At 35.2% G+C, this 18,493-nt stretch carries 22 protein-coding genes; 5 read left to right on the top strand and 17 right to left on the bottom strand.

The features are described from left to right. Positions 1 to 182: 182 nt before the first annotated feature. Positions 183 to 548 (bottom strand): YqxA family protein, encoded by a 366-nt coding sequence (locus tag M1D66_RS05825; RefSeq protein WP_086386128.1) that lies wholly within the window; start codon positions 546 to 548, stop codon positions 183 to 185. Continuing rightward, on the bottom strand, positions 545 to 1,648 hold the full coding sequence (gene gpr / locus M1D66_RS05820; protein WP_000662618.1) for a GPR endopeptidase: 1,104 nt from the start codon (positions 1,646 to 1,648) through the stop codon (positions 545 to 547). The genes M1D66_RS05825 and gpr overlap by 4 nt, the downstream gene beginning before the upstream one ends. 180 nt (positions 1,649 to 1,828) lie before the next feature. On the opposite strand from gpr, the gene rpsT reads away from it, so the two are divergent. After that, a complete protein-coding gene (gene rpsT / locus M1D66_RS05815) occupies positions 1,829 to 2,086 on the top strand; it encodes a 30S ribosomal protein S20 (RefSeq protein WP_001274011.1) in 258 nt (85 codons plus the stop codon). A gap of 83 nt (positions 2,087 to 2,169) precedes the next feature. On the opposite strand, the gene holA is transcribed toward rpsT, so the two are convergent. After that, positions 2,170 to 3,180, bottom strand: a complete 1,011-nt coding sequence (gene holA, locus M1D66_RS05810; RefSeq protein WP_001279916.1) for a DNA polymerase III subunit delta — start codon at positions 3,178 to 3,180, stop codon at positions 2,170 to 2,172. A gap of 346 nt (positions 3,181 to 3,526) precedes the next feature. Between holA and M1D66_RS05805 the strand changes: the two genes are divergently transcribed. Then, positions 3,527 to 3,661, top strand: a complete 135-nt coding sequence (locus M1D66_RS05805) for a YqzM family protein (protein WP_000997609.1) — start codon at positions 3,527 to 3,529, stop codon at positions 3,659 to 3,661. A gap of 31 nt (positions 3,662 to 3,692) precedes the next feature. Here the strand turns inward: M1D66_RS05805 and M1D66_RS05800 are convergent, their stop codons facing one another. The 3 genes from M1D66_RS05800 to M1D66_RS05790 all read right to left on the bottom strand — a co-directional run bounded on the left by M1D66_RS05800 (position 3,693) and on the right by M1D66_RS05790 (position 7,249). Next, a complete protein-coding gene (locus M1D66_RS05800; RefSeq protein ID WP_144596908.1) occupies positions 3,693 to 6,014 on the bottom strand; it encodes a DNA internalization-related competence protein ComEC/Rec2 in 2,322 nt (773 codons plus the stop codon). 14 nt (positions 6,015 to 6,028) lie between these two features. Next, complete coding sequence (locus M1D66_RS05795) at positions 6,029 to 6,586, bottom strand: ComE operon protein 2 (protein WP_000439769.1); 558 nt, start codon at positions 6,584 to 6,586, stop codon at positions 6,029 to 6,031. Between the two features lie 63 nt (positions 6,587 to 6,649). Beyond that, positions 6,650 to 7,249, bottom strand: a complete 600-nt coding sequence (locus M1D66_RS05790) for a helix-hairpin-helix domain-containing protein (protein WP_000989937.1) — start codon at positions 7,247 to 7,249, stop codon at positions 6,650 to 6,652. Between the two features lie 77 nt (positions 7,250 to 7,326). Between M1D66_RS05790 and comER the strand changes: the two genes are divergently transcribed. Continuing rightward, complete coding sequence (comER, locus tag M1D66_RS05785; protein ID WP_001020554.1) at positions 7,327 to 8,154, top strand: late competence protein ComER; 828 nt, start codon at positions 7,327 to 7,329, stop codon at positions 8,152 to 8,154. 173 nt (positions 8,155 to 8,327) lie between these two features. On the opposite strand, the gene M1D66_RS05780 is transcribed toward comER, so the two are convergent. The 8 genes from M1D66_RS05780 to M1D66_RS05745 form a co-directional block, all read right to left on the bottom strand. After that, positions 8,328 to 9,077 (bottom strand): class I SAM-dependent methyltransferase, encoded by a 750-nt coding sequence (locus M1D66_RS05780; RefSeq protein ID WP_000873069.1) that lies wholly within the window; start codon positions 9,075 to 9,077, stop codon positions 8,328 to 8,330. Next, complete coding sequence (gene rsfS, locus M1D66_RS05775; RefSeq protein ID WP_000998173.1) at positions 9,074 to 9,430, bottom strand: ribosome silencing factor; 357 nt, start codon at positions 9,428 to 9,430, stop codon at positions 9,074 to 9,076. The genes M1D66_RS05780 and rsfS overlap by 4 nt, the downstream gene beginning before the upstream one ends. Further along, the gene (gene yqeK / locus M1D66_RS05770; RefSeq protein ID WP_144596910.1) at positions 9,427 to 9,996 is read right to left on the bottom strand and encodes a bis(5'-nucleosyl)-tetraphosphatase (symmetrical) YqeK; all 570 of its coding nucleotides are present in this window, start codon (positions 9,994 to 9,996) and stop codon (positions 9,427 to 9,429) included. The genes rsfS and yqeK overlap by 4 nt, the downstream gene beginning before the upstream one ends. Continuing rightward, on the bottom strand, positions 9,986 to 10,555 hold the full coding sequence (gene nadD, locus M1D66_RS05765; protein ID WP_001226048.1) for a nicotinate-nucleotide adenylyltransferase: 570 nt from the start codon (positions 10,553 to 10,555) through the stop codon (positions 9,986 to 9,988). The genes yqeK and nadD overlap by 11 nt, the downstream gene beginning before the upstream one ends. Before the next feature lie 137 nt (positions 10,556 to 10,692). Continuing rightward, positions 10,693 to 10,986, bottom strand: coding sequence for a ribosome assembly RNA-binding protein YhbY (gene yhbY / locus M1D66_RS05760; RefSeq protein ID WP_000955224.1), 294 nt, complete (start codon positions 10,984 to 10,986; stop codon positions 10,693 to 10,695). 5 nt (positions 10,987 to 10,991) lie between these two features. Beyond that, positions 10,992 to 11,825 (bottom strand): shikimate dehydrogenase, encoded by an 834-nt coding sequence (gene aroE / locus M1D66_RS05755; protein ID WP_000812076.1) that lies wholly within the window; start codon positions 11,823 to 11,825, stop codon positions 10,992 to 10,994. 15 nt (positions 11,826 to 11,840) lie between these two features. Further along, positions 11,841 to 12,947 (bottom strand): ribosome biogenesis GTPase YqeH, encoded by a 1,107-nt coding sequence (gene yqeH, locus M1D66_RS05750; protein ID WP_000140799.1) that lies wholly within the window; start codon positions 12,945 to 12,947, stop codon positions 11,841 to 11,843. Positions 12,948 to 12,950: 3 nt separating this feature from the next. Then, positions 12,951 to 13,463 (bottom strand): YqeG family HAD IIIA-type phosphatase, encoded by a 513-nt coding sequence (locus tag M1D66_RS05745; RefSeq protein WP_000765314.1) that lies wholly within the window; start codon positions 13,461 to 13,463, stop codon positions 12,951 to 12,953. A 246-nt stretch (positions 13,464 to 13,709) separates the two neighbouring features. On the opposite strand from M1D66_RS05745, the gene sda reads away from it, so the two are divergent. Then, the gene (gene sda / locus M1D66_RS05740; RefSeq protein WP_000850094.1) at positions 13,710 to 13,865 is read left to right on the top strand and encodes a sporulation histidine kinase inhibitor Sda; all 156 of its coding nucleotides are present in this window, start codon (positions 13,710 to 13,712) and stop codon (positions 13,863 to 13,865) included. 185 nt (positions 13,866 to 14,050) lie between these two features. On the opposite strand, the gene M1D66_RS05735 is transcribed toward sda, so the two are convergent. Then, the gene (locus M1D66_RS05735; RefSeq protein WP_242555047.1) at positions 14,051 to 14,839 is read right to left on the bottom strand and encodes a phosphatidylserine decarboxylase; all 789 of its coding nucleotides are present in this window, start codon (positions 14,837 to 14,839) and stop codon (positions 14,051 to 14,053) included. A 289-nt stretch (positions 14,840 to 15,128) separates the two neighbouring features. Further along, the gene (sigK, locus tag M1D66_RS05730; RefSeq protein ID WP_000051382.1) at positions 15,129 to 15,842 is read right to left on the bottom strand and encodes an RNA polymerase sporulation sigma factor SigK; all 714 of its coding nucleotides are present in this window, start codon (positions 15,840 to 15,842) and stop codon (positions 15,129 to 15,131) included. 152 nt (positions 15,843 to 15,994) lie between these two features. Between sigK and M1D66_RS05725 the strand changes: the two genes are divergently transcribed. Then, positions 15,995 to 16,915, top strand: a complete 921-nt coding sequence (locus M1D66_RS05725) for a hypothetical protein (protein WP_002024823.1) — start codon at positions 15,995 to 15,997, stop codon at positions 16,913 to 16,915. A 43-nt stretch (positions 16,916 to 16,958) separates the two neighbouring features. On the opposite strand, the gene M1D66_RS05720 is transcribed toward M1D66_RS05725, so the two are convergent. Continuing rightward, positions 16,959 to 18,452 carry a YcdB/YcdC domain-containing protein gene (locus tag M1D66_RS05720; RefSeq protein ID WP_144596914.1) on the bottom strand — a complete coding sequence of 498 codons (1,494 nt, stop codon included), beginning with the start codon at positions 18,450 to 18,452 and terminating at the stop codon, positions 16,959 to 16,961. Positions 18,453 to 18,493: the final 41 nt, after the last annotated feature.

Raw genomic sequence — 18,493 nt, 5'->3', positions numbered from 1 at the left:
CAATATACACTAGCACTGATTATATCAATAGAGCAACAAAGATTCAATGAAAACTCGTGCTGCTTACGATACAAATCATTCTATCTATATCTTATGCGAATAAACCATAAGAGACAAACCCTTTTCAAATTTTAAAACGGCTGTCTTACAAACCAGTAAAACAACCGCCTCCCATGTTACTCTTAGCTAAAAATTCCTTTTATTTTCCCAACAACGATATCCGTTCCGAACTTCGTCATTTCATAAGCTACACTTGCTACTGCCATCCCAATTCCTTCTACAACATTAAAACTTCTTAAACGTTCTAACTGTTGTTGTTTTTCTGAGGCCGAAAACGAGTTACCCAAAATTTCTGATTCAGCACCTGTACTTTCTGTCCCTGTCATATGAGCTATTTGTTCATATGACAATTGCTGATAGCCTTTCATACTTTTCAAACCATGATTAGCAAGTGCCACTCCTGCTATCATCATAAGTAAACATAAAGCCACACTACATATACACAAAAGCGTAAAGCGACTCAAACGATAATCATCTGTTCCCCTCAATGTGTATATGCTCCCGTATTATCTTGATCAATTTGATGATGCAGCGCCGCATTTAAACCACTCGCTATTACATTCGCCATATCCTCAATAAAAGTATCTACTTCTTTTGGGGTTACCATTAAATTATGACCAAGAGGAGATAGCACTTCATAAATCAGCCTTCTTTTTTCTTCTTCTTCCAACGTACCAACAGCACCTAAAAACATATTTCTGCTCTTTTCATCCGGCATATCTTCTTCCGTTAATTTTTTCTTTTCTCCAAATGAAAATCCCGCTGGTAACAAAGAGCGTGAAGGTTTATTTCCTTCTTTCATCTCTCGGCCGAAATGTTTCAAAATAAAATCAATCGTATCACTTGTAATCGAAACAGCATCGACCACAGTCGGAACACCAATCGCGATTACAGGGATACCTAATGTGTCTTTACTTAGTTCTTTACGTTTATTCCCAACCCCCGATCCGGGATGAATTCCAGTATCAGAAATTTGTATCGTGCTATTTACTCGTTCAATAGAACGGGCAGCTAATGCGTCAATCGCAATTACAAAGTCCGGGTTCGTCTTCTCAATAATCCCATAAATAACATCGCTCGTTTCGATCCCTGTAATTCCCATTACCCCCGGCCGAATTGCACTAACAGGCCTAAACCCTTCTTCTACACTTTCAGGCTGTAATTGAAACAAATGTCTCGTTACTAATACATTTTCTACAACTATCGGTCCAAGAGCATCTGGTGTTACATTCCAATTCCCAAGACCTACAATTAAACAGCTTGCTTCTTTTGTAACGCCAACCTCTTCTAAGAAATTAGAAAATTCTTTTGCAAAAATACGCTCCACTTTTTGTTGAAGTTCTGTATCTTGCTGACGTATACCTTGAACTTCAAGCGTTAAATAATTTCCAGGCTTTTTCCCCATCGCTTCAGAGGCAGCTTCATCAATTGTTACTTTTGTAATTATAGTCCCCTCTTCTTCTCTCTCTTTTACAATAACTCCCTGTATCCCTTTTTGTTCCTCTTGGCTTTCTTGCAACATTTGATGGGCTTCTACAGCAAGGTCAGTTCTAATGCTATATTTACTTAAATCTAATGGTTCTTTCATCGTATCTCCTCCGTAATTCATAGTAAATATCGTTAGATTTCCCAAAGTTATATAAGGTCATTCTTTCCTTTACGTGAAATTTCATGGATATACTATTGCAATTCTCTTCACCGTTTGATAGAATATCACTTGTTCTATGTAAGAATCGAGTCATTCGATTGCACCAGGGAGGTGAAAAGTATGGCAAACATCAAATCTGCTATCAAACGCGCTAAACTTAGCGAAGAGCGTCGTGCACATAACGCTTCTATCAAGTCTGACATGCGTTCTGCTGTTAAAACTGTAGAAGCTTTAGTTACTAATAACGATCTTGAAAATGCTAAAGAAGCTTTCAAAACTGCTTCTAAAAAACTTGACAAAGCAGCTCGTAAAGGTCTTATCCACCAAAACGCTGCAGCTCGTCAAAAATCTCGCTTAGCGAAACAAGTAAACGCGTAAGGCGTTTAAAAAACGATCCATTTGGATCGTTTTTTTATATACAAAAAAGTTCATGTACTTAGTACATGAACTTTTTTGTGTCATCACATATGATTTAATCGCATTAAGAAAAACTCGAGCACAAGTTTCTTATCCATCTTTCCCGTCTTCATACTATAATCAGCTTCCGCTAATTCTATAATCACTTTTTTTAATTCTTCAAAAGAGAAAAACTTCGTTTGATTCATTGCCAACTTCACGCGATACGGATGTACACCAATATGAGACGCAATTTGATTTTGTCCATAACCACGTTGCTGTAGCTCTTTCACTTGATACAACAAGCGGAATTGACTCACTAATAACGCAAGCAATTTAATCGGTTCTTCCTGCTGCGTAAATAATCCATCCAAAATTTGCATTGCACCTGCAATATCTTTTTTCACCACTTTTTCTGTCAAAGCGAATACATTTTGCTCAACGGATTTTGGCACAAGCTCTGCAACAAGTTTCGTCGTAATCTCTCCACCCATACCAACGTATAACGTTAACTTGTCCATTTCCTTCGCCAACATTGTTACATTACTTCCCACAAGCTCTAGCAACAAACTAACAGCCGCGTTATCAATATGCACATGCACTTCATCTGCACGAGCAACAATCCATTTCTGAACATCCTGTATTTGCATCGCATTTGCTTCTACTACATCTGCTGTTTTCTTTAATAGTTTTGTAATTTTTTTTCGCTCATCAAGTTTTTCGTAAGGCGCAACAAAAACAAGAATAGAAAATGGAGAAGGTTCACCAATGTATTCTTCTAAAATTTTTATATTTTGCTCTAACTTTTCTTTTTGCGAAGTCAAAAATAGCGGTGATTTTATTAACAGTACTTTCCGTTCTCCGAAGAAAGGAAGCGTACGCGCATCCTCAACCACATCTTCTAAATACGCTTCTTCTAAATCGTATGTCACAACATTAAACTCTCGATCTTCTTCTTCAAGTGCTTCTGTCGTAATAAGCTTTATCGTTTCATTTATAAAAAAAGCTTCCGTTCCATATAGTAAATATAACGGAGCAAACTGTTTCTTTTTAATTTTTTTATGTATATCACTCATACTTTTTCCTACTCCCTAACTTGGCAATATATATTTATACTAATGCCCTAGCTTTTGTTTTACAAGTACAAAGGAACAGGCTTTATAACCCGTCCCTTTATTTATATTAAACGCCACGCAATAAGCCCCGGGTTTCTTATTGGTGTGCGGTAATCACCTTCCCTTTATTATTCGCAATAAAAATTTGAGTATAAGTGCCAACTGTTAACATGCTTGGAAACGAAAAACTCACATTACTTCATGATTTAAAAGTAGCAAAAAAGCTCGTTTTCTCTTCATATGGAAATTGTAGATTTTTTTCTGACAATATTCTATACTAAAGTGGAATGTTGGGGAGGGATTCTAAATGAATGATTTTGAACAAAACGTTCAAAGTAAACGCAATGACGCTATTGATTCAGGGGTAGGATTTATCGTCTCATTTGGTTTTTTCGCAACACTTTTCATCATTGCAACTGTTATTAAATTTATCGGTTCTTAAAGACTGCCACTTCATGGCAGTCTTCTCTTTTTCATCTATTATGTGTTTTATCATATGTGATTTTACTTTTAAAGGTTCCATTTTCCCCTTTAAAAACATAGGAAATAGCACCTTGCTTGTCCGTGCGCCATATCGCACTCCCCATCTTCTCAAAACGCTCTATCACTTCTTTATGCGGGTGTCCATACCTATTCTGCTTACCAACAGATATAATCGCTACACGAGGCTGTATGACGTTCAAAAAAGGCTCTATAGATGACGTATTACTCCCATGATGAGCAACTTTTAAAACATCTACTTGTAAATCTGGATATGCCTCTACTAAAATCTTTTCCCCTTCTTCTTCCAAATCGCCTGTAAATAGCCACTTCAACCCTCCAAATTTTGCCCATATTACAATTGAAGCGTTATTTTCGCTTTTTTCTTTTCCTTTTGGAGCTAAAACAAAAAATTCCGCTTCATTTACACTCCAACTCTCCCCTTCCCCCACTTCAGTTATTTTCATTTCCTTTTCTAATGCCTGTTTCTTGACTACTTTTTCTAATACTGCATCTTTTCCCTTTCGGCCAAATACCACTTCTTTTACAGGTATATATGATAATAATTCTTGCGCAGCACCTATATGATCTGCATCTCCATGCGTTACGATTAATTTATCAATTGTTTTAATACCTTCTTTTTGTAAAAAGGGTATTAAAACATCATTTCCAACAGAAAATTCATGCTTTTTTTGTTGCCATTCTTCCTTATTCACACGAAGCGTTCCACCTGTATCAATAAGATAAATCCCTTTATCATACGGAAGGCGAATTAATATTGCATCACCTTGTCCAACATCAATAAATGTTACACTTCCGCTCCCTCTAAAATATGGATATATATAATGACATGTGCTAATAAAAAGAAATACACTCGCAACTATACAAACCATTTTTTTCGGCGCTCTCCGTTCCCAAACCATCAATATGCTGACAATACTCGCGCAATATACAGCTACAAGATTGAAGGGCGTTTCCCCGAAGATAAGCTGGGTAAATGGTAAACTTTCACAATAACTTAGAAAATCATTAGACATACTCAAACCTATTGATAATACATCGGCAAATCCTTTTGCGAGAAACGGGACAATTGGCATACACAGTAAAATAATAATGCTACATGGTAATACAATGATAGATAAAAACGGAACGTATAAGAGATTGAGGAGAATGCTATATGGAGAAAAATAACCAAAGTGATATAACAAAATCGGAGTACTAACGAGCTGTGAAATGATAGAAATATAAATAGAATTCCGGATTACTCCGTTGCTACTCCCTAACAATAACGGAGCAGACAAAAGTAAAGCGAAGCTGCCTACAAAAGAAAACTGAAATCCAATATTAAAAACAAGATAAGGGTCATATATAAGCATACATATAGCTGTGACACTTAAAGCATCTAAACTAGATAAACGAATCGAGCACATAAAAGCAATCAACATCAAAACTCCTGTTATAGAAGCTCTTATAACAGAGGGTGAAGCCCCTGCTAAAACCATATACAAAGGAATACAAATGATAAGGAAAATTGTTGCTACCTCCCTCGTCGCACCACTTCTTAGCAAAATAAAATATACTATCACCATCAACAATACAATGTGCGAACCTGAAATTGCTAACAAATGTACAAGACCAAATTGTTGATATTGCTCTTCCACTTCAAACGTCATTTGTTGTCTATCACCAAATAGTAATGCATTCATAAAAGCACCTGATTGCTCTGGAAACATTTCTGTAACTTTCGAGATTGCTTGTTGCCTTAAAAGAAGAATCCATTGCGTGAGCGACAGTGATGTTTTATAGCATTCAGAAATATATGTAGCCTCAAATGTGAAATGAATATGTTGCTTGTATAAATAATCACGGTAATTAAAACCATGAAAATTCCGAGCTGTTTCTGGTTCTTTCCTCTCACCCTCGAATACACATGATATCCCTGCGTATAATTGTTGCATTTTTTTCTTTTCCAAAGCTGATTTTATTCTATAACTTAACTGCACTATATTTTTATTCTGATCTTCAAATTGAAAAGATAGGCGATCCCCATTAACAAGCGGTGTGTTTTGTATAACCCCTCTTGTAACTGCATAGGGCTTCCCTAGAGGCTTATTCCATACTTGAACATAGGAAGTATATATAACGCTACTAAAGCACGCTACAATACAAAGAATGAAGGTTTTACGCGAAGTGCGATATAAACAGAAGAAAACATTTAAAAAGAAGCAAAAAACTATCAATAAAAGTGACGAGGAAAAGGCAATTGCAATCCCTATTATAAACGAGATTGCAACATACCCCCATTGTTCTTGCAACTTATACTCACTCCTTATAGCATCATTTTTGCTTTCGTGAATACATGCTGTAATTCTTCCATTGATAAATTATCTTTTTCTAAAGACGCAAATAATTCTTTCAACTCTGTATAACGTTTTTGATCCTCTAATGCAGCAATATCATATTCTAGCGGAACGTGTTTCACTGTTACATTCGCTTGTTCAAATAACTCTATGGCGTATGGATGATTTTTATAATCCTGCGCATAATAAACCGCTGTAATACCACTTTGAATAATTGCCTTACAACATTGTAAACAAGGGAAATGCGTAACGTAAATTTCTGCTTCCTCTGTTTTCGCACCAAACTTGGCACATTGTAATAAAGCATTCATTTCGGCATGAATTGTCCGAACACAATGATTATCGATTACGTAACAACCATCATCTATACAATGTACGCCACCTTTAATTGAACCATTATATCCACCAGCAATAATTCGTTTATCGCGAACGATTGTCGCTCCTACCGCAAGCCTTGTACATGTACTACGCAAAGATAGTAGATGGCTTTGCGTCATAAAATATTGATCCCATGAAATTCGTTCCATATTTTTCACCTACTTTTTTGTCTACTTGTAGTGTAGCGAAAGAAGAAAAACTTCGTCAATCTTTTACGGAATAATAATTTGATCTTTTATCTTTTCAAGAGACTTCGCACCAATCCCATCAATCTCTAATAAATCTTCTATTTTCTGAAACGGACCATGTTCTTCTCGATATTTCAAAATACTTTCTGCCTTTCGAGAGCCAATCCCTGTAATTTTTTCTAGTTGTTCTTTCGCCGCTGTATTTATTCGAATCTTGCCATCTTCCTTAGAAGAAGTAAGCACCCCTTGTTCTGATTCATTTTTACTCGGTATATAAAGAAGCATTTGATCTTGTACAATTTGTGCTAAATTCACTTTTTTCATATCTACTTCTGATAAAAAACCACCAGCCTTTTGAACCGCATCCTTTACGCGATCTCCTTCCTTCATTTCATATACCCCTTCTTTACTAACCGCTCCTTTCACATCAATTATAATTGTTCTTTTCTGTTCCTTTGTATCCGATATTTTCGGTTTACCCTTTTTTTCAATTTCCTTCTCTTGTACATTCATTGTAATAGGCGTTCGTTCTACACTCTGATTCGTTTTCCAAAAAACAAGAAAAAGTAAAGTTCCAATAATAGCTACTAAACCTAACCACTTTTTCGGAAAATCCCACATCATTTTACACCTCTAATCATAAATTTATAACATCATTCATATTGTTTAGGAGAAAGCTGTTACGAAGGAGGGATGAAACTTTGAACATAGGAATTATAGGGACAGGAAACATGGGGAATATACTAATCGATGCATTTTTAGAAACCCGTGCTGTCAAACCTTCGTGCCTTACAATCATTAATCGGACGCCTGCAAAAGCATATCATATAAAAGAAAAATACCCTTCTGTTCATATAGCAAAAACAATCCCGGAAGTAATCGAACAATCACAACTTATTTTTATTTGTGTCAAGCCGATAGATATATACCCTATCCTAAAAAAATACGCTGAACATTTTTCTGATGAAACGTGCTTAGTTTCTATTACAAGTCCAATATCTCCATCACAATTAGAGACTCTCGTACCTTGCCACGTCGCGCGTATCATTCCAAGTATCACAAATCGCGCGCTCTCTGGCGCCTCACTATTTACATTTGGAGATAATTGCTCTGAAGAATGGCAACAAAAACTACTTCGTCTATTCAAAAACATTTCTACACCTCTTGTAATAGAAGAAGATATAACGCGCGTTTCATCTGATATAGCAAGTTGCGGTCCTGCTTTCTTTAGTTATTTACTACAATGCTTCATTAACGCTGCTGTAGATAAAACAAATATTACACACGAAGAGGCTACTACTTTAGTAAGTGAAATGGTCGTGGGGATGGGGAAATTACTTGAAAAAGAAATCTTCACATTACCTACCTTACAAGAAAAGGTTTGCGTGAAAGGCGGCGTTACTGGGGAAGGCATTCGGGTTTTAGAAGAGCACGTTGGAGATATGTTCCATAAGTTAATCGAGCGAACACATGAAAAATTTGATGAAGATTTAGAATGCGTTGATCAGCAATTCAATAAACACACATAATAAATACGTCATTTTCATTCCAAATCCTTTTTATAAATACTTACTTTTTTTACAATACATTTTCACTTCAACTACTATTCCCGCACTTTACTCATATAATCTTCAGATTATGCTAGAACTAAAAATACATCTTCTTTATAAAACAAAAGCAACCTTCTCGGTTGCTTTTGTTTTTATCCGTTTTTCTTCGCCATGAAGAAAATACGCTCTGTTTGTTCTGTAACTTCAAGTCGCTCAAAATCACCTGTTACACGAAGCACTGTAAAACCTGCTTCTTCAAGCCATTTCGTTAACTCTTCCACTTGATATGCACGTTGCACGTGACATTCGTCAAACCGATGGTACACATCTTCTTCTGGATCTTGAACAAAGAATGTTAAATCATGCTCTACACTATTTGATTCTTCACCAGGGAAGCAATTCCAAATAAGAGATATTTCTTCTCCATTCACTGTATACGTTTCATTTTGAAATACATGATGTATTTTATATAAAGAATGTACATCAAATAAAAACAAACCATCTTGACGTAAATGGTGAAATACTCTTCTAAATGTTTCTTGTACTCCATCTTCTTGCAATACATAATTTAATGAATCACAAAAGATGGTTACACAATCAAACTCACCTGGAACATCAAGCTCTCGCATGTCTTGTTGATAAAAAGGAATAAAGTATCCCTCTCCTCCTAGTTTTTGCTGAGCGACTGTTAACATTTCTTCTGAAAGATCGACACCTATTAAATCGTAACCCTTTTGCACAAGCGGCAGGGTTACATTACCCGTACCGCATGCTACATCAAGAATTTTTGCCTCTTTCATATCTGCCTGCTGCAGGCTTTCCTCTGTAAATTCCACCCATTTATCATAAGGGACATCATTCATTAGTTCGTCGTACAACAATGCAAATTGTTCGTATTTCATTGGCCTAACTCTTCTGTAATATCTTCACGCGGCACATCGCCCCATAGACGCTCTAAATTATAGTGATTACGCTCATCTTTATGGAATACATGAGCAACTACATCTCCAAGATCAACTAATACCCAACGTGCTTCGTCAAACCCTTCCATACGTTGTACGTCGATTTGGAACTCATGTGCTTTTGATTTAATTTCACGTGCAATTGCTTGCACTTGTTTGTCTGAATTTCCGTGACAAATAATGAAATAATCTGCAATTGGTGAAATACCTTGCATATTTAGGACAACCATATCTTCTGCTCTCTTATCATCAGCTGCTTTTGCCGCTAATACTAATAAATCTTTATCGTTCATTTACTCATTTCCTCCTTGATAACTGCATTGTATGTTTGGAATGTTAATGGATAAATCGTCTGATTTTTTTCCATTAAAAATTGAATTGTTCTCTTTAACGCAAATAATAAAGCTTGATTTATATCCGTATATGCGAGTTTACGAGCCTCTTCCACTCCTGGAAACTTTCGCCCAGGTTCAATGTAATCAGCTACATAAATCACTTTATCTAACATCGTCATATTCTCATGACCACTTGTATGATATGTAATAGCTTGCAAAATTTCAGAATCCGTAATGCCTACTTCTTTTTCTACTAAGTATGCCCCAACAGGTGCATGCCATAACTCTTTGTTATAGCAAAGTAAGTCTTTCGGCAAATCTTCACGTTTAATAATTTCTTCCATCTCTGAAATTGCTCTACATTTCGCATAATCATGGAATATAGCTGCCATCTCTGCTTTTTTCTCGTCCACACCGTATAACTTAGCAAGCTCAATCGCTGTCTCCATTACACCAATTGTGTGTATATAACGTTTTTCATGCATTCGTTGTTTGACAATATGCAGTGCATTCTCAGGATTCATACAACCCATTCCTCTCGATATATACCTGTACTTTTTCAGGAAGTAAATATTTACACGTTTTCTTCTCCTTATATCTCTCACGTAATAAGGATGAAGAAACTGCAAATTCCGGAATTTCCACTGTAGTAATCTTATATGGTGTATGCAATGTATACCCAGGTCTTGCAACTCCAACAAACGTTACAAGATTAAGTAAAGCTTCAATGTTATACCACTTCGGTAAATACTCAACCATATCCCCACCAATAATAAAGTGAAACTGCACATCCGGATACTTCTTCGTCAATTGTAACATAGTGTCATACGTATAAGATGGGCCCTTCCTACTTAGCTCTTCTAAACAAATAGAAAAGTGCTCTTCTGCCTCAGTCGCGAGCTCTAACATATGTAAACGACTTTCTACACTTGTAATATTCCGCCCTTGTTTATGTGGCGGAATCTGGTTTGGCAAGAACCATACTTCTTCCAAGTTCAAAGCGTGATATACTTCATTTGCAATTAGCAAATGTCCATAGTGAGGCGGATCAAATGTACCGCCAATGATGCCAATTTTTCTCAAAAGAAACGCCCCTTCCTTTTACATACAGCAACTCTCCTCGGTTAGGAATGAAGAGAGTTGCTATTAATAAAAGTTCAATTGGTTTCGCTCTCTACATCATTACGCATAAACGATAAAAATAGCGCATGCTAGTCTTTTTATCGAGGAAGCTTAATTTGTTTATTTTCTCTTGATTCTTTGTATAAAACGATTGTGCTTCCAATTACTTGAACGATTTCAGCACGTGCACCTTTTGCAAGTTCTTCCGCAACCTCACGGCGATCAAATTCACAGTTTTGTAATACACTTACTTTAAATAACTCACGAGCTTCTAAAGTATCTGCGATTTGTTTAATCATATTTTCATTTACTCCGCCTTTTCCTACTTGAAAAATTGGTGTTAAATGATGTGCTTGTGCACGTAAAAATCTTTTTTGTTTTCCTGTTAACATATATGTTAGCCTCCAAGCTTTTCTATAACTAATTGTTTCATTCTCTCGATATTTGGCGTGCGTCCTGTCCACATTTCAAATGCAAGTGCTCCTTGATAAACAAACATATCAATACCATTTTGAATGATTGCACCTTGCTCTTTTGCCTCACATAAAATTTTCGTTTCAAATGGATTATAAATTATATCTGATACAATCGTTCCTTTTTTTAACGAACAAATTTGTAATGGCGTATGTTCTACGTGTGGATGCATACCTATCGTTGTCGTCTGAATGATAATATCATAATTTCCTTGTTCTTCTGTCGCTTTTTCTAACGACAAAGCAACAGAATTAACATCGGCCGTACGTGCAGCAATAAGTTCCTTCGCCTTATCTACTGTACGATTGGCTACATCAATCTCTTTTACACCTACATCAGCAAGAGAAAAATAAATAGCTCGGCTGGCACCACCTGAACCAAGTAACAAAATACGTTTCCCTTGAAGTGGTTCATTACTAATTGACTGCAGCGCTCGAACAAAACCAATCCCGTCTGTGTTATAGCCAATTAATCTTCCATCCTTATGAACCACTGTATTTACTGCACCGATTTTCCTTGCCAATGGGTCAATCTCATCCAAATACTCCATAATAGCAACCTTGTGCGGAGTTGTTACATTAAATCCTGAAATACCTAATGCTTTTAAACCTCTTACTGCTTCCCCTAGCAATTCCTCTTCAACAAGGAACGCATGATAATGGGCATCCATATTCAAGTGTTCAAATGCATCGTTATGCATAACGGGTGATAATGAATGTCCAATTGGATTTCCGATTACACCATATAATTGTTTCATAAATCCCTCTCCATATTAAATTAAAGATTTACGTAGTGAAACACTTACTCCTTTTGGTACGTGTGCAACAATTTTTGCTCCTGGTTCGTTCACAGTAACCCATCCTAATCCAGAGAATACAACATCCGTTTTAGGTTCACGAATATTAAATTCGTATTTCACTAGCTCAGGCATATTTGCTAATTCTTCTGGCGTTGGTGGGCTTAGTAAATCCCCGGCATGATTTTTATATAATTCATCTGCTTTCTCAAGCTTTGTACGATGGATTGTTAAGCGATTCGAGAAGTGACAAGTAAATGCACGACGACCACCACTTACATAATCAAAACGTGCCAATCCACTAAAGAATAACGTTTGTTCTTCATTTAATTGGAATACCATCGGCTTAATTTCTTTTGTTGGTGTAATAAGCTTTAAGCTTTGCTTTCCAACATAATGAGCCATTTGGTGGTGGTTAATAATACCTGGCGTATCATATAAAGAAGACTCTTCGTCCAATGGAATATCAATTAAATCAAGTGTTGTTCCTGGGAAATGAGATGTTGTAATTACATTTTCAGTCTCATCACTAAATTCTTTAATCATACGATTAATAAATGTCGATTTCCCTACATTCGTACATCCAACAACATAAACATCTTTGCCGCCGCGATAATACTCAATAGCATCTGCTAGTTCAGCGATTCCTTGTCCCTTCGCTGCACTAATTAAAAAGACATCTTCTGGTTTTAATCCTAGCTGCTTTGCACTATAGCGCATCCAATGTTTTACTTTATCATGTTTTACTGACTTTGGAATTAAATCAGCTTTATTTCCAACAAGTAATACTTTATTATTCCCTACGAAACGATGTAAGCCAGGTAACCAGCTACCATTAAAATCAAAAATATCTACAATTTTGACTACTAATGCATCTGATTTTCCAATTCCATTTAAAATGCGTAGGAAGTCATCATCTGTTAACGATACATCTTGAATTTCATTGTAATGCTTCAAGCGAAAACAACGTTGACAAATAACTTGTTCTTTCTCTAAAGATGAGGCAGGAGCATACCCCACTTCGTTTTTATTTTCTGTTTGAATTTCTACACCGCAACCAATACATTTAATTGTTTCAGTCAAACTTTATTCCTCCCAGTTAATTAAACCTTTTTTCTTCATATTTTTCATAATTCTTCGTTCAATTTTTCGATTAAAGCGCGTTACTAATCCGTCCGTTTGTGCTACCGGTACAACTAAAATTGTATGAAGGCCTACTCGGTTGCCACCAAGCACGTCCGTCAGTAACTGATCTCCAATTACTACAACTTCATCTGGCTGCAAACGCATCTCTTGTATCGCACGCTTAAATGCGCGAACAAATGGTTTACGTGCACTATGAATAAATGGAATACCTAATGGATCAGCAAAATCTTTTACACGTTGCTCATTATTATTTGAAACGACCGTTACTTGAATGCCTTGCTCTTTCATTTCCAAGAACCATTTTTCAAGTTGCGGTGTTGCATTGGGACGATCCCATTCAATTAAAGTGTTATCTAAGTCAGTAATAACGCCTTTAATCCCACGTTTTTTTAAATCTTCTGGTTGAACATGATATACATTTTTCACATATTCATTTGGTAAAAATAGTTTCAATTTCTTTCACCTCTTTGAGGATTTTTCATAAAATTTTTCGACAACATTTTTCGATATATAACCTGTGGATAAAATTGTACACATTTTCCACATTAATTTTTCAGTTAATTTGGAATTTACTAACAAACTATACACACTTTATCCACCTAGGTATGTGGATAACCACTCGTTTGTGACTGTCATATTTTTTTGGTACATTAAATGCATCAACGAATCAATCCTTATATTATTAGGAGGTGACTCACCTTGAAAACAAAACATATGGAACAGTTATCCACTGAGTTACTCACTGAGTCTTATTATAAAGCAAAAGAACTAAAATTAAATCCCGACTTCATTTTACTTATAAAACAAGAAATCATTAGACGCTCATTAGAGGACAAGCTTGTCAAATCATCTTGATTACATATAAAGTGAAAGTTTAATCAGCCCTTACCAATTAACCAGTTAAAGGATAATTTATTGGATGCCCTGTAAAAAGAGCCATCCTACGATGGCTCTCGAATAAACAAGTACTCCCATCTAGGGGATTTCATCATTAAGTATCTTTGCCCATAACTCTTACTTACGGTTATAAAAGCTTTTCTTTATTTATGAGCTAAGCGAGTAGCTATTTTTTCACCAAGACGAAGCTCTTGTCCACTCTTTAATTCCTGCACTACTTCTATCATATCTTTTTCAAACAATAACACAACTGTTGAACCAAATGTAAAGTATGCCATTTCTTCACCTTTTTGAACAGTGTCTCTCTCATGCAAAAGCTCAATACTATTAACAAACATGGCCCCTACTTTTACAAGAGCCATATGCTCGCCATCACTGCTTACTTCTGTAACAGAACGATAATTTTTTGACAGTGGTTCTTTCCCGTATTCCATACCAGCTGCATTTACCGGATATGATTTTCTACCGAGTACAAATCTTTCAGTCACAGAACCAGAAAGCGGACTATGAATGCGATGATAATGACTTGGACTCAAATAAATTACCATATATGTACCGCCTGCATATCGCGTTGCACGTTCTTCATTACCTAGCATATCCACAATTGAATAGCGCTTTCCTTTAATATCAAATGTTTTTGTATCCTCAATAGGACCATGATCTGCAAAAACACCATCAACAGGACTAACGATACTCGATGCATCTGTATCAATACTACGCTTTCCTCCTTTTAGCTTACGCGTAAATAATTCATGCAATGTTCTATATTCCTTCAAACCCTTTTCCATCTCATCTTGATTAATTTGAAAAACTTTCGCATACGATGGAATAATGATAGAGCTCAAACGAGATTGTGCAAATTTACGTAATATATAAGAAGTAAAGCGACCATTTGTAAGTTCTATCATAAGTCGATATAATGTACGTCGCAAATTGCGAAACCCCCTAATCAGTCTATAACTTTAGTTTTCCCTTCTTTTCTTTCTATATCATATGTAAAATTGGTTCTTATTCCCACATATCATATAAAGCAGCCTTATTATATATACAGAAAACTAAGTATGGTATTATTCTTAAATTATTTAGCACCTTCTAATATTACAGATAGAATCCGTCATTTTCAACAGTGAACATGTATTTCTTCTTAGCATAACGCGTTTTCTTTTCTTATTTACAATAAGAAAAGCAGCCCATTTTAAATATGGCTGCTTCTAATACACTTTACTCTTTCGCTTTTTTCTCTTTCTCTGCCCTGACAAACTCGTGGAACATTTTCATTAAAGCACGCTTTTCAATCCGTGATACGTAGCTTCTAGAAATACCAAGCGCCTTAGCGATTTCCCGCTGTGTTTTCTCCTTATCTAGCCCAAGTCCAAAACGTTTCACAATCACTTCTTTTTCTCTTTCGTCTAAAATATCGATATACTCTTTAATTTTTTCTAACTCCATACTAAGCTGAATCATATCAATTACATCTTCAGACTCTGATTTTAATATATCAATAAGCGATATTTCATTGCCCTCTTTATCTTGCCCGATCGGATCATGAAGTGAAACATCTTTTTTCGTTTTCTTTAGTACACGTAAATGCATCAAAATTTCATTTTCAATACAGCGTGCTGCATACGTCGCAAGCTTCGTTCCCTTTCCTGCAGAATAGCTCTCGATCGCTTTAATGAGCCCAATCGTACCAATTGAAATTAAATCTTCTGCATCTTCTCCTGTGTTCTCAAATTTTTTAACGATATGAGCTACAAGCCGTAAATTATGTTCAATTAAAAGATTTCTCGCTTGAGCATCACCTTGCTCCATTAACTCTAAGTACTTTCTCTCATCATCTGATGATAACGGCTGCGGGAACGCATTATTCTTCACATAAGAAACAAAGACAAACACTTCTCGAACCATATATCCAATTGCGGCGAATAGACTCAAACCTTTCACCTCCGCCAAAATAGTGGTCTTTATTATGTGTATGTGGGCGTGAGGTTGTTTGTGTCTGTACAGTTTATTTATAAAACTCAACACTTCCAACATTTAAAATATTTTATTGTTATATTATAATTATATAAAATTGTTATTTATATATGAATATGCTATTAAAGGGGACATTATTCATGATTACATTAGAACGATTATTAAATGTAACAATTTATTTAGGGGTATTTTTACTTTTCATTTCGTTCATTACTTTTGTTATTAAAAGAGGGCCTGATTTATTATTTTTTCAATTTGGAATTTCTTTATTTTTTGGAGCTCAAATTATAACTGGAATAAAATTTTTTCATAACTATGGTTTCTCGTTTCACTCAAAACTAGAACTACTTATCTTTATTTTCTATGTAATTGGAATTATTACATGTATACTATTGTTCTTTCATTTTCAAAATCTGTATCGAATTTTTTTATTAATTTGTAGTTTTTTATTTTTAACTGGATCCAATTATTACTTTAAAGAAACATTAAATTTTAGTAAAAAAATTCCAAAGCAACATAAAACTTTTTTAAGTACACAAGAAGACTCTTTTCCAAAAGAAGTCCGTAAATTTTCAGAGGATTACAATAATATAATAAGGAATGACTTTTATGAAATACCGATGATTCCTACTGAATTACAGATTACAAGCAAAAAAGATTCTTCCCATAGTACATCTTTCTTAGTTGAACTTCATAATAGCGAGAATGAAATTACTGATGACTCTGTACAATTAACTCCATCAGACCGTTTTTATGTGCTGTTAAATACACAAAAAACAAAAATATCAAAAATAGTATATGAAGGGCAGAATTTTTTCACATTTACAGTCACACTAAAGGCTCTTAATTTACAGCAAGAACCAGAAATTCATAATATGTTTTTAGAAATAGATAAACGTAGAGCGATGAATCTTCTTAATTTTGAAATTAAAGCCCATACTAAAGAATGGAAAGTAATATTTAAAAGTGATAGTTCTCATTCCAATCTTCCTATCACATTTACTTTTGAAAAGCGAACAGGCAAATTATAAAAATAAAAAGAGTTATTTTCTTTGAAAAATAACTCTTTTTATTTTACTTACTCCAAATCTTTCTCCCCGTTTGGGCATCAATATAACGAATTTCCTGACTACAATCAAAAGGTTCTTTATGTTTTTCATCTGTCGTTTGTTTGTACAGTAGTTTGTATTTCGTTTCCTCTGCATCACGATCTAAAAACCATTCTAATTTAACTCGGATAGCCTCTCTGTATATTTCTAACGCTTTTTCTTTTATTAATTTTGGTGTTGTTTCATATGTAAGTAATTTTTTTATAAAGTTGCTAGACTCCCCCGAGTAGTGCATAACAGCACCATTTTCTGCATTGATGTTGATTATAAATTGGTTATACTCTGCCGGAATATCATTTATATATACAGAAAAGATAAATCTTTCAATCCCATCTTCTGCTTCTTCACGTTCCTCCCAAAGACGCAGATATTGTTTGATATCTGGAATAACTCGTTCTAAAAATTGAAGTGCTTTTTGTAAACATTCCTCTCTAGACAGTATTTGCTTTACTTCTTTATCATCTGTCAGTTTTATAAAACCAGTTAATTCATTGGTTAATTTATCAATTGTAACGCTAACTAAATTATTATATTTCAACATCGGTAAATGCTTTTTAAAGAATTCATTCATTAAATACGGATTCTTTTCTTCTTTCTGTTTTTGTAATTCCTCTTTCGGAACAAATTTCATCCTTATTTCATCATCATTTTCCGTCTCATCTACTTTTGTAAAACCTTCTTTATTCCAGTCAAATAATTCGAATACGTCACCTCGTTCGTTACCTTTTCTCGATTTTCCAACAGCTACAGCCGAAGGCAATTTATAATGATCTGGCTCATATAAATCTTTACCTGTACTTGCATCAATAAACGCATGACTAGGCTCTGGTTCATATACAAGATGGTACCCTTTTACTTCTTCCCCGCTTTCATACTCACATGAAGAGTATGTTAAATCTATAAATACAAGTCTCATATCTTGTCTAGCTTTCAAATTTTCTAAAACGATATTCTCCTCAACAATTTCACTTGGCCATAACGGTTTTTTCTCTATAGCTTTTTGTCCATTGTAATGAAATTGCACAACATTACCTGAAGGGTTCACTCGCACAACGCACCCTGTATTCGGCAATGGATAGCTATTCACTTCTTGCATATAATTTACTTCTTTCCAACCACGCCTGTCGTCCTTAACCGTTACATATGTATAGAATTCATATCCTTCTTTTGTATATTTTTTCAAGAACGCATTTGCAATCTCCCTTGCCTTCTTCTCCTCTATCGCTTCCTTACCACTTGAAAAAGAATTTTCATCATCTATCCTAAACTCAATTAAATTACCAGTATGTCTATTCAATGTAATTTGTATCGTTCTCTCCTGATCCTCTTTATGCTCCCACCATAATAGATGATACGGGTCATCAACCCCTTCTTGATCATCTACAACAAGACTATATTCATCTGGAATGTTAATAATATGAGCCACTCGCTCTTTTCTTTCTTTATCTTTTTGATTCATCATACCGCTCCCTTTATTACATTTTAAGGTAATTATAACAA

The sequence above is a fragment of the Bacillus sp. PK6-16 genome (assembly GCF_056530295.1).
This window is presented reverse-complemented; position numbering and strand designations above follow the sequence as displayed.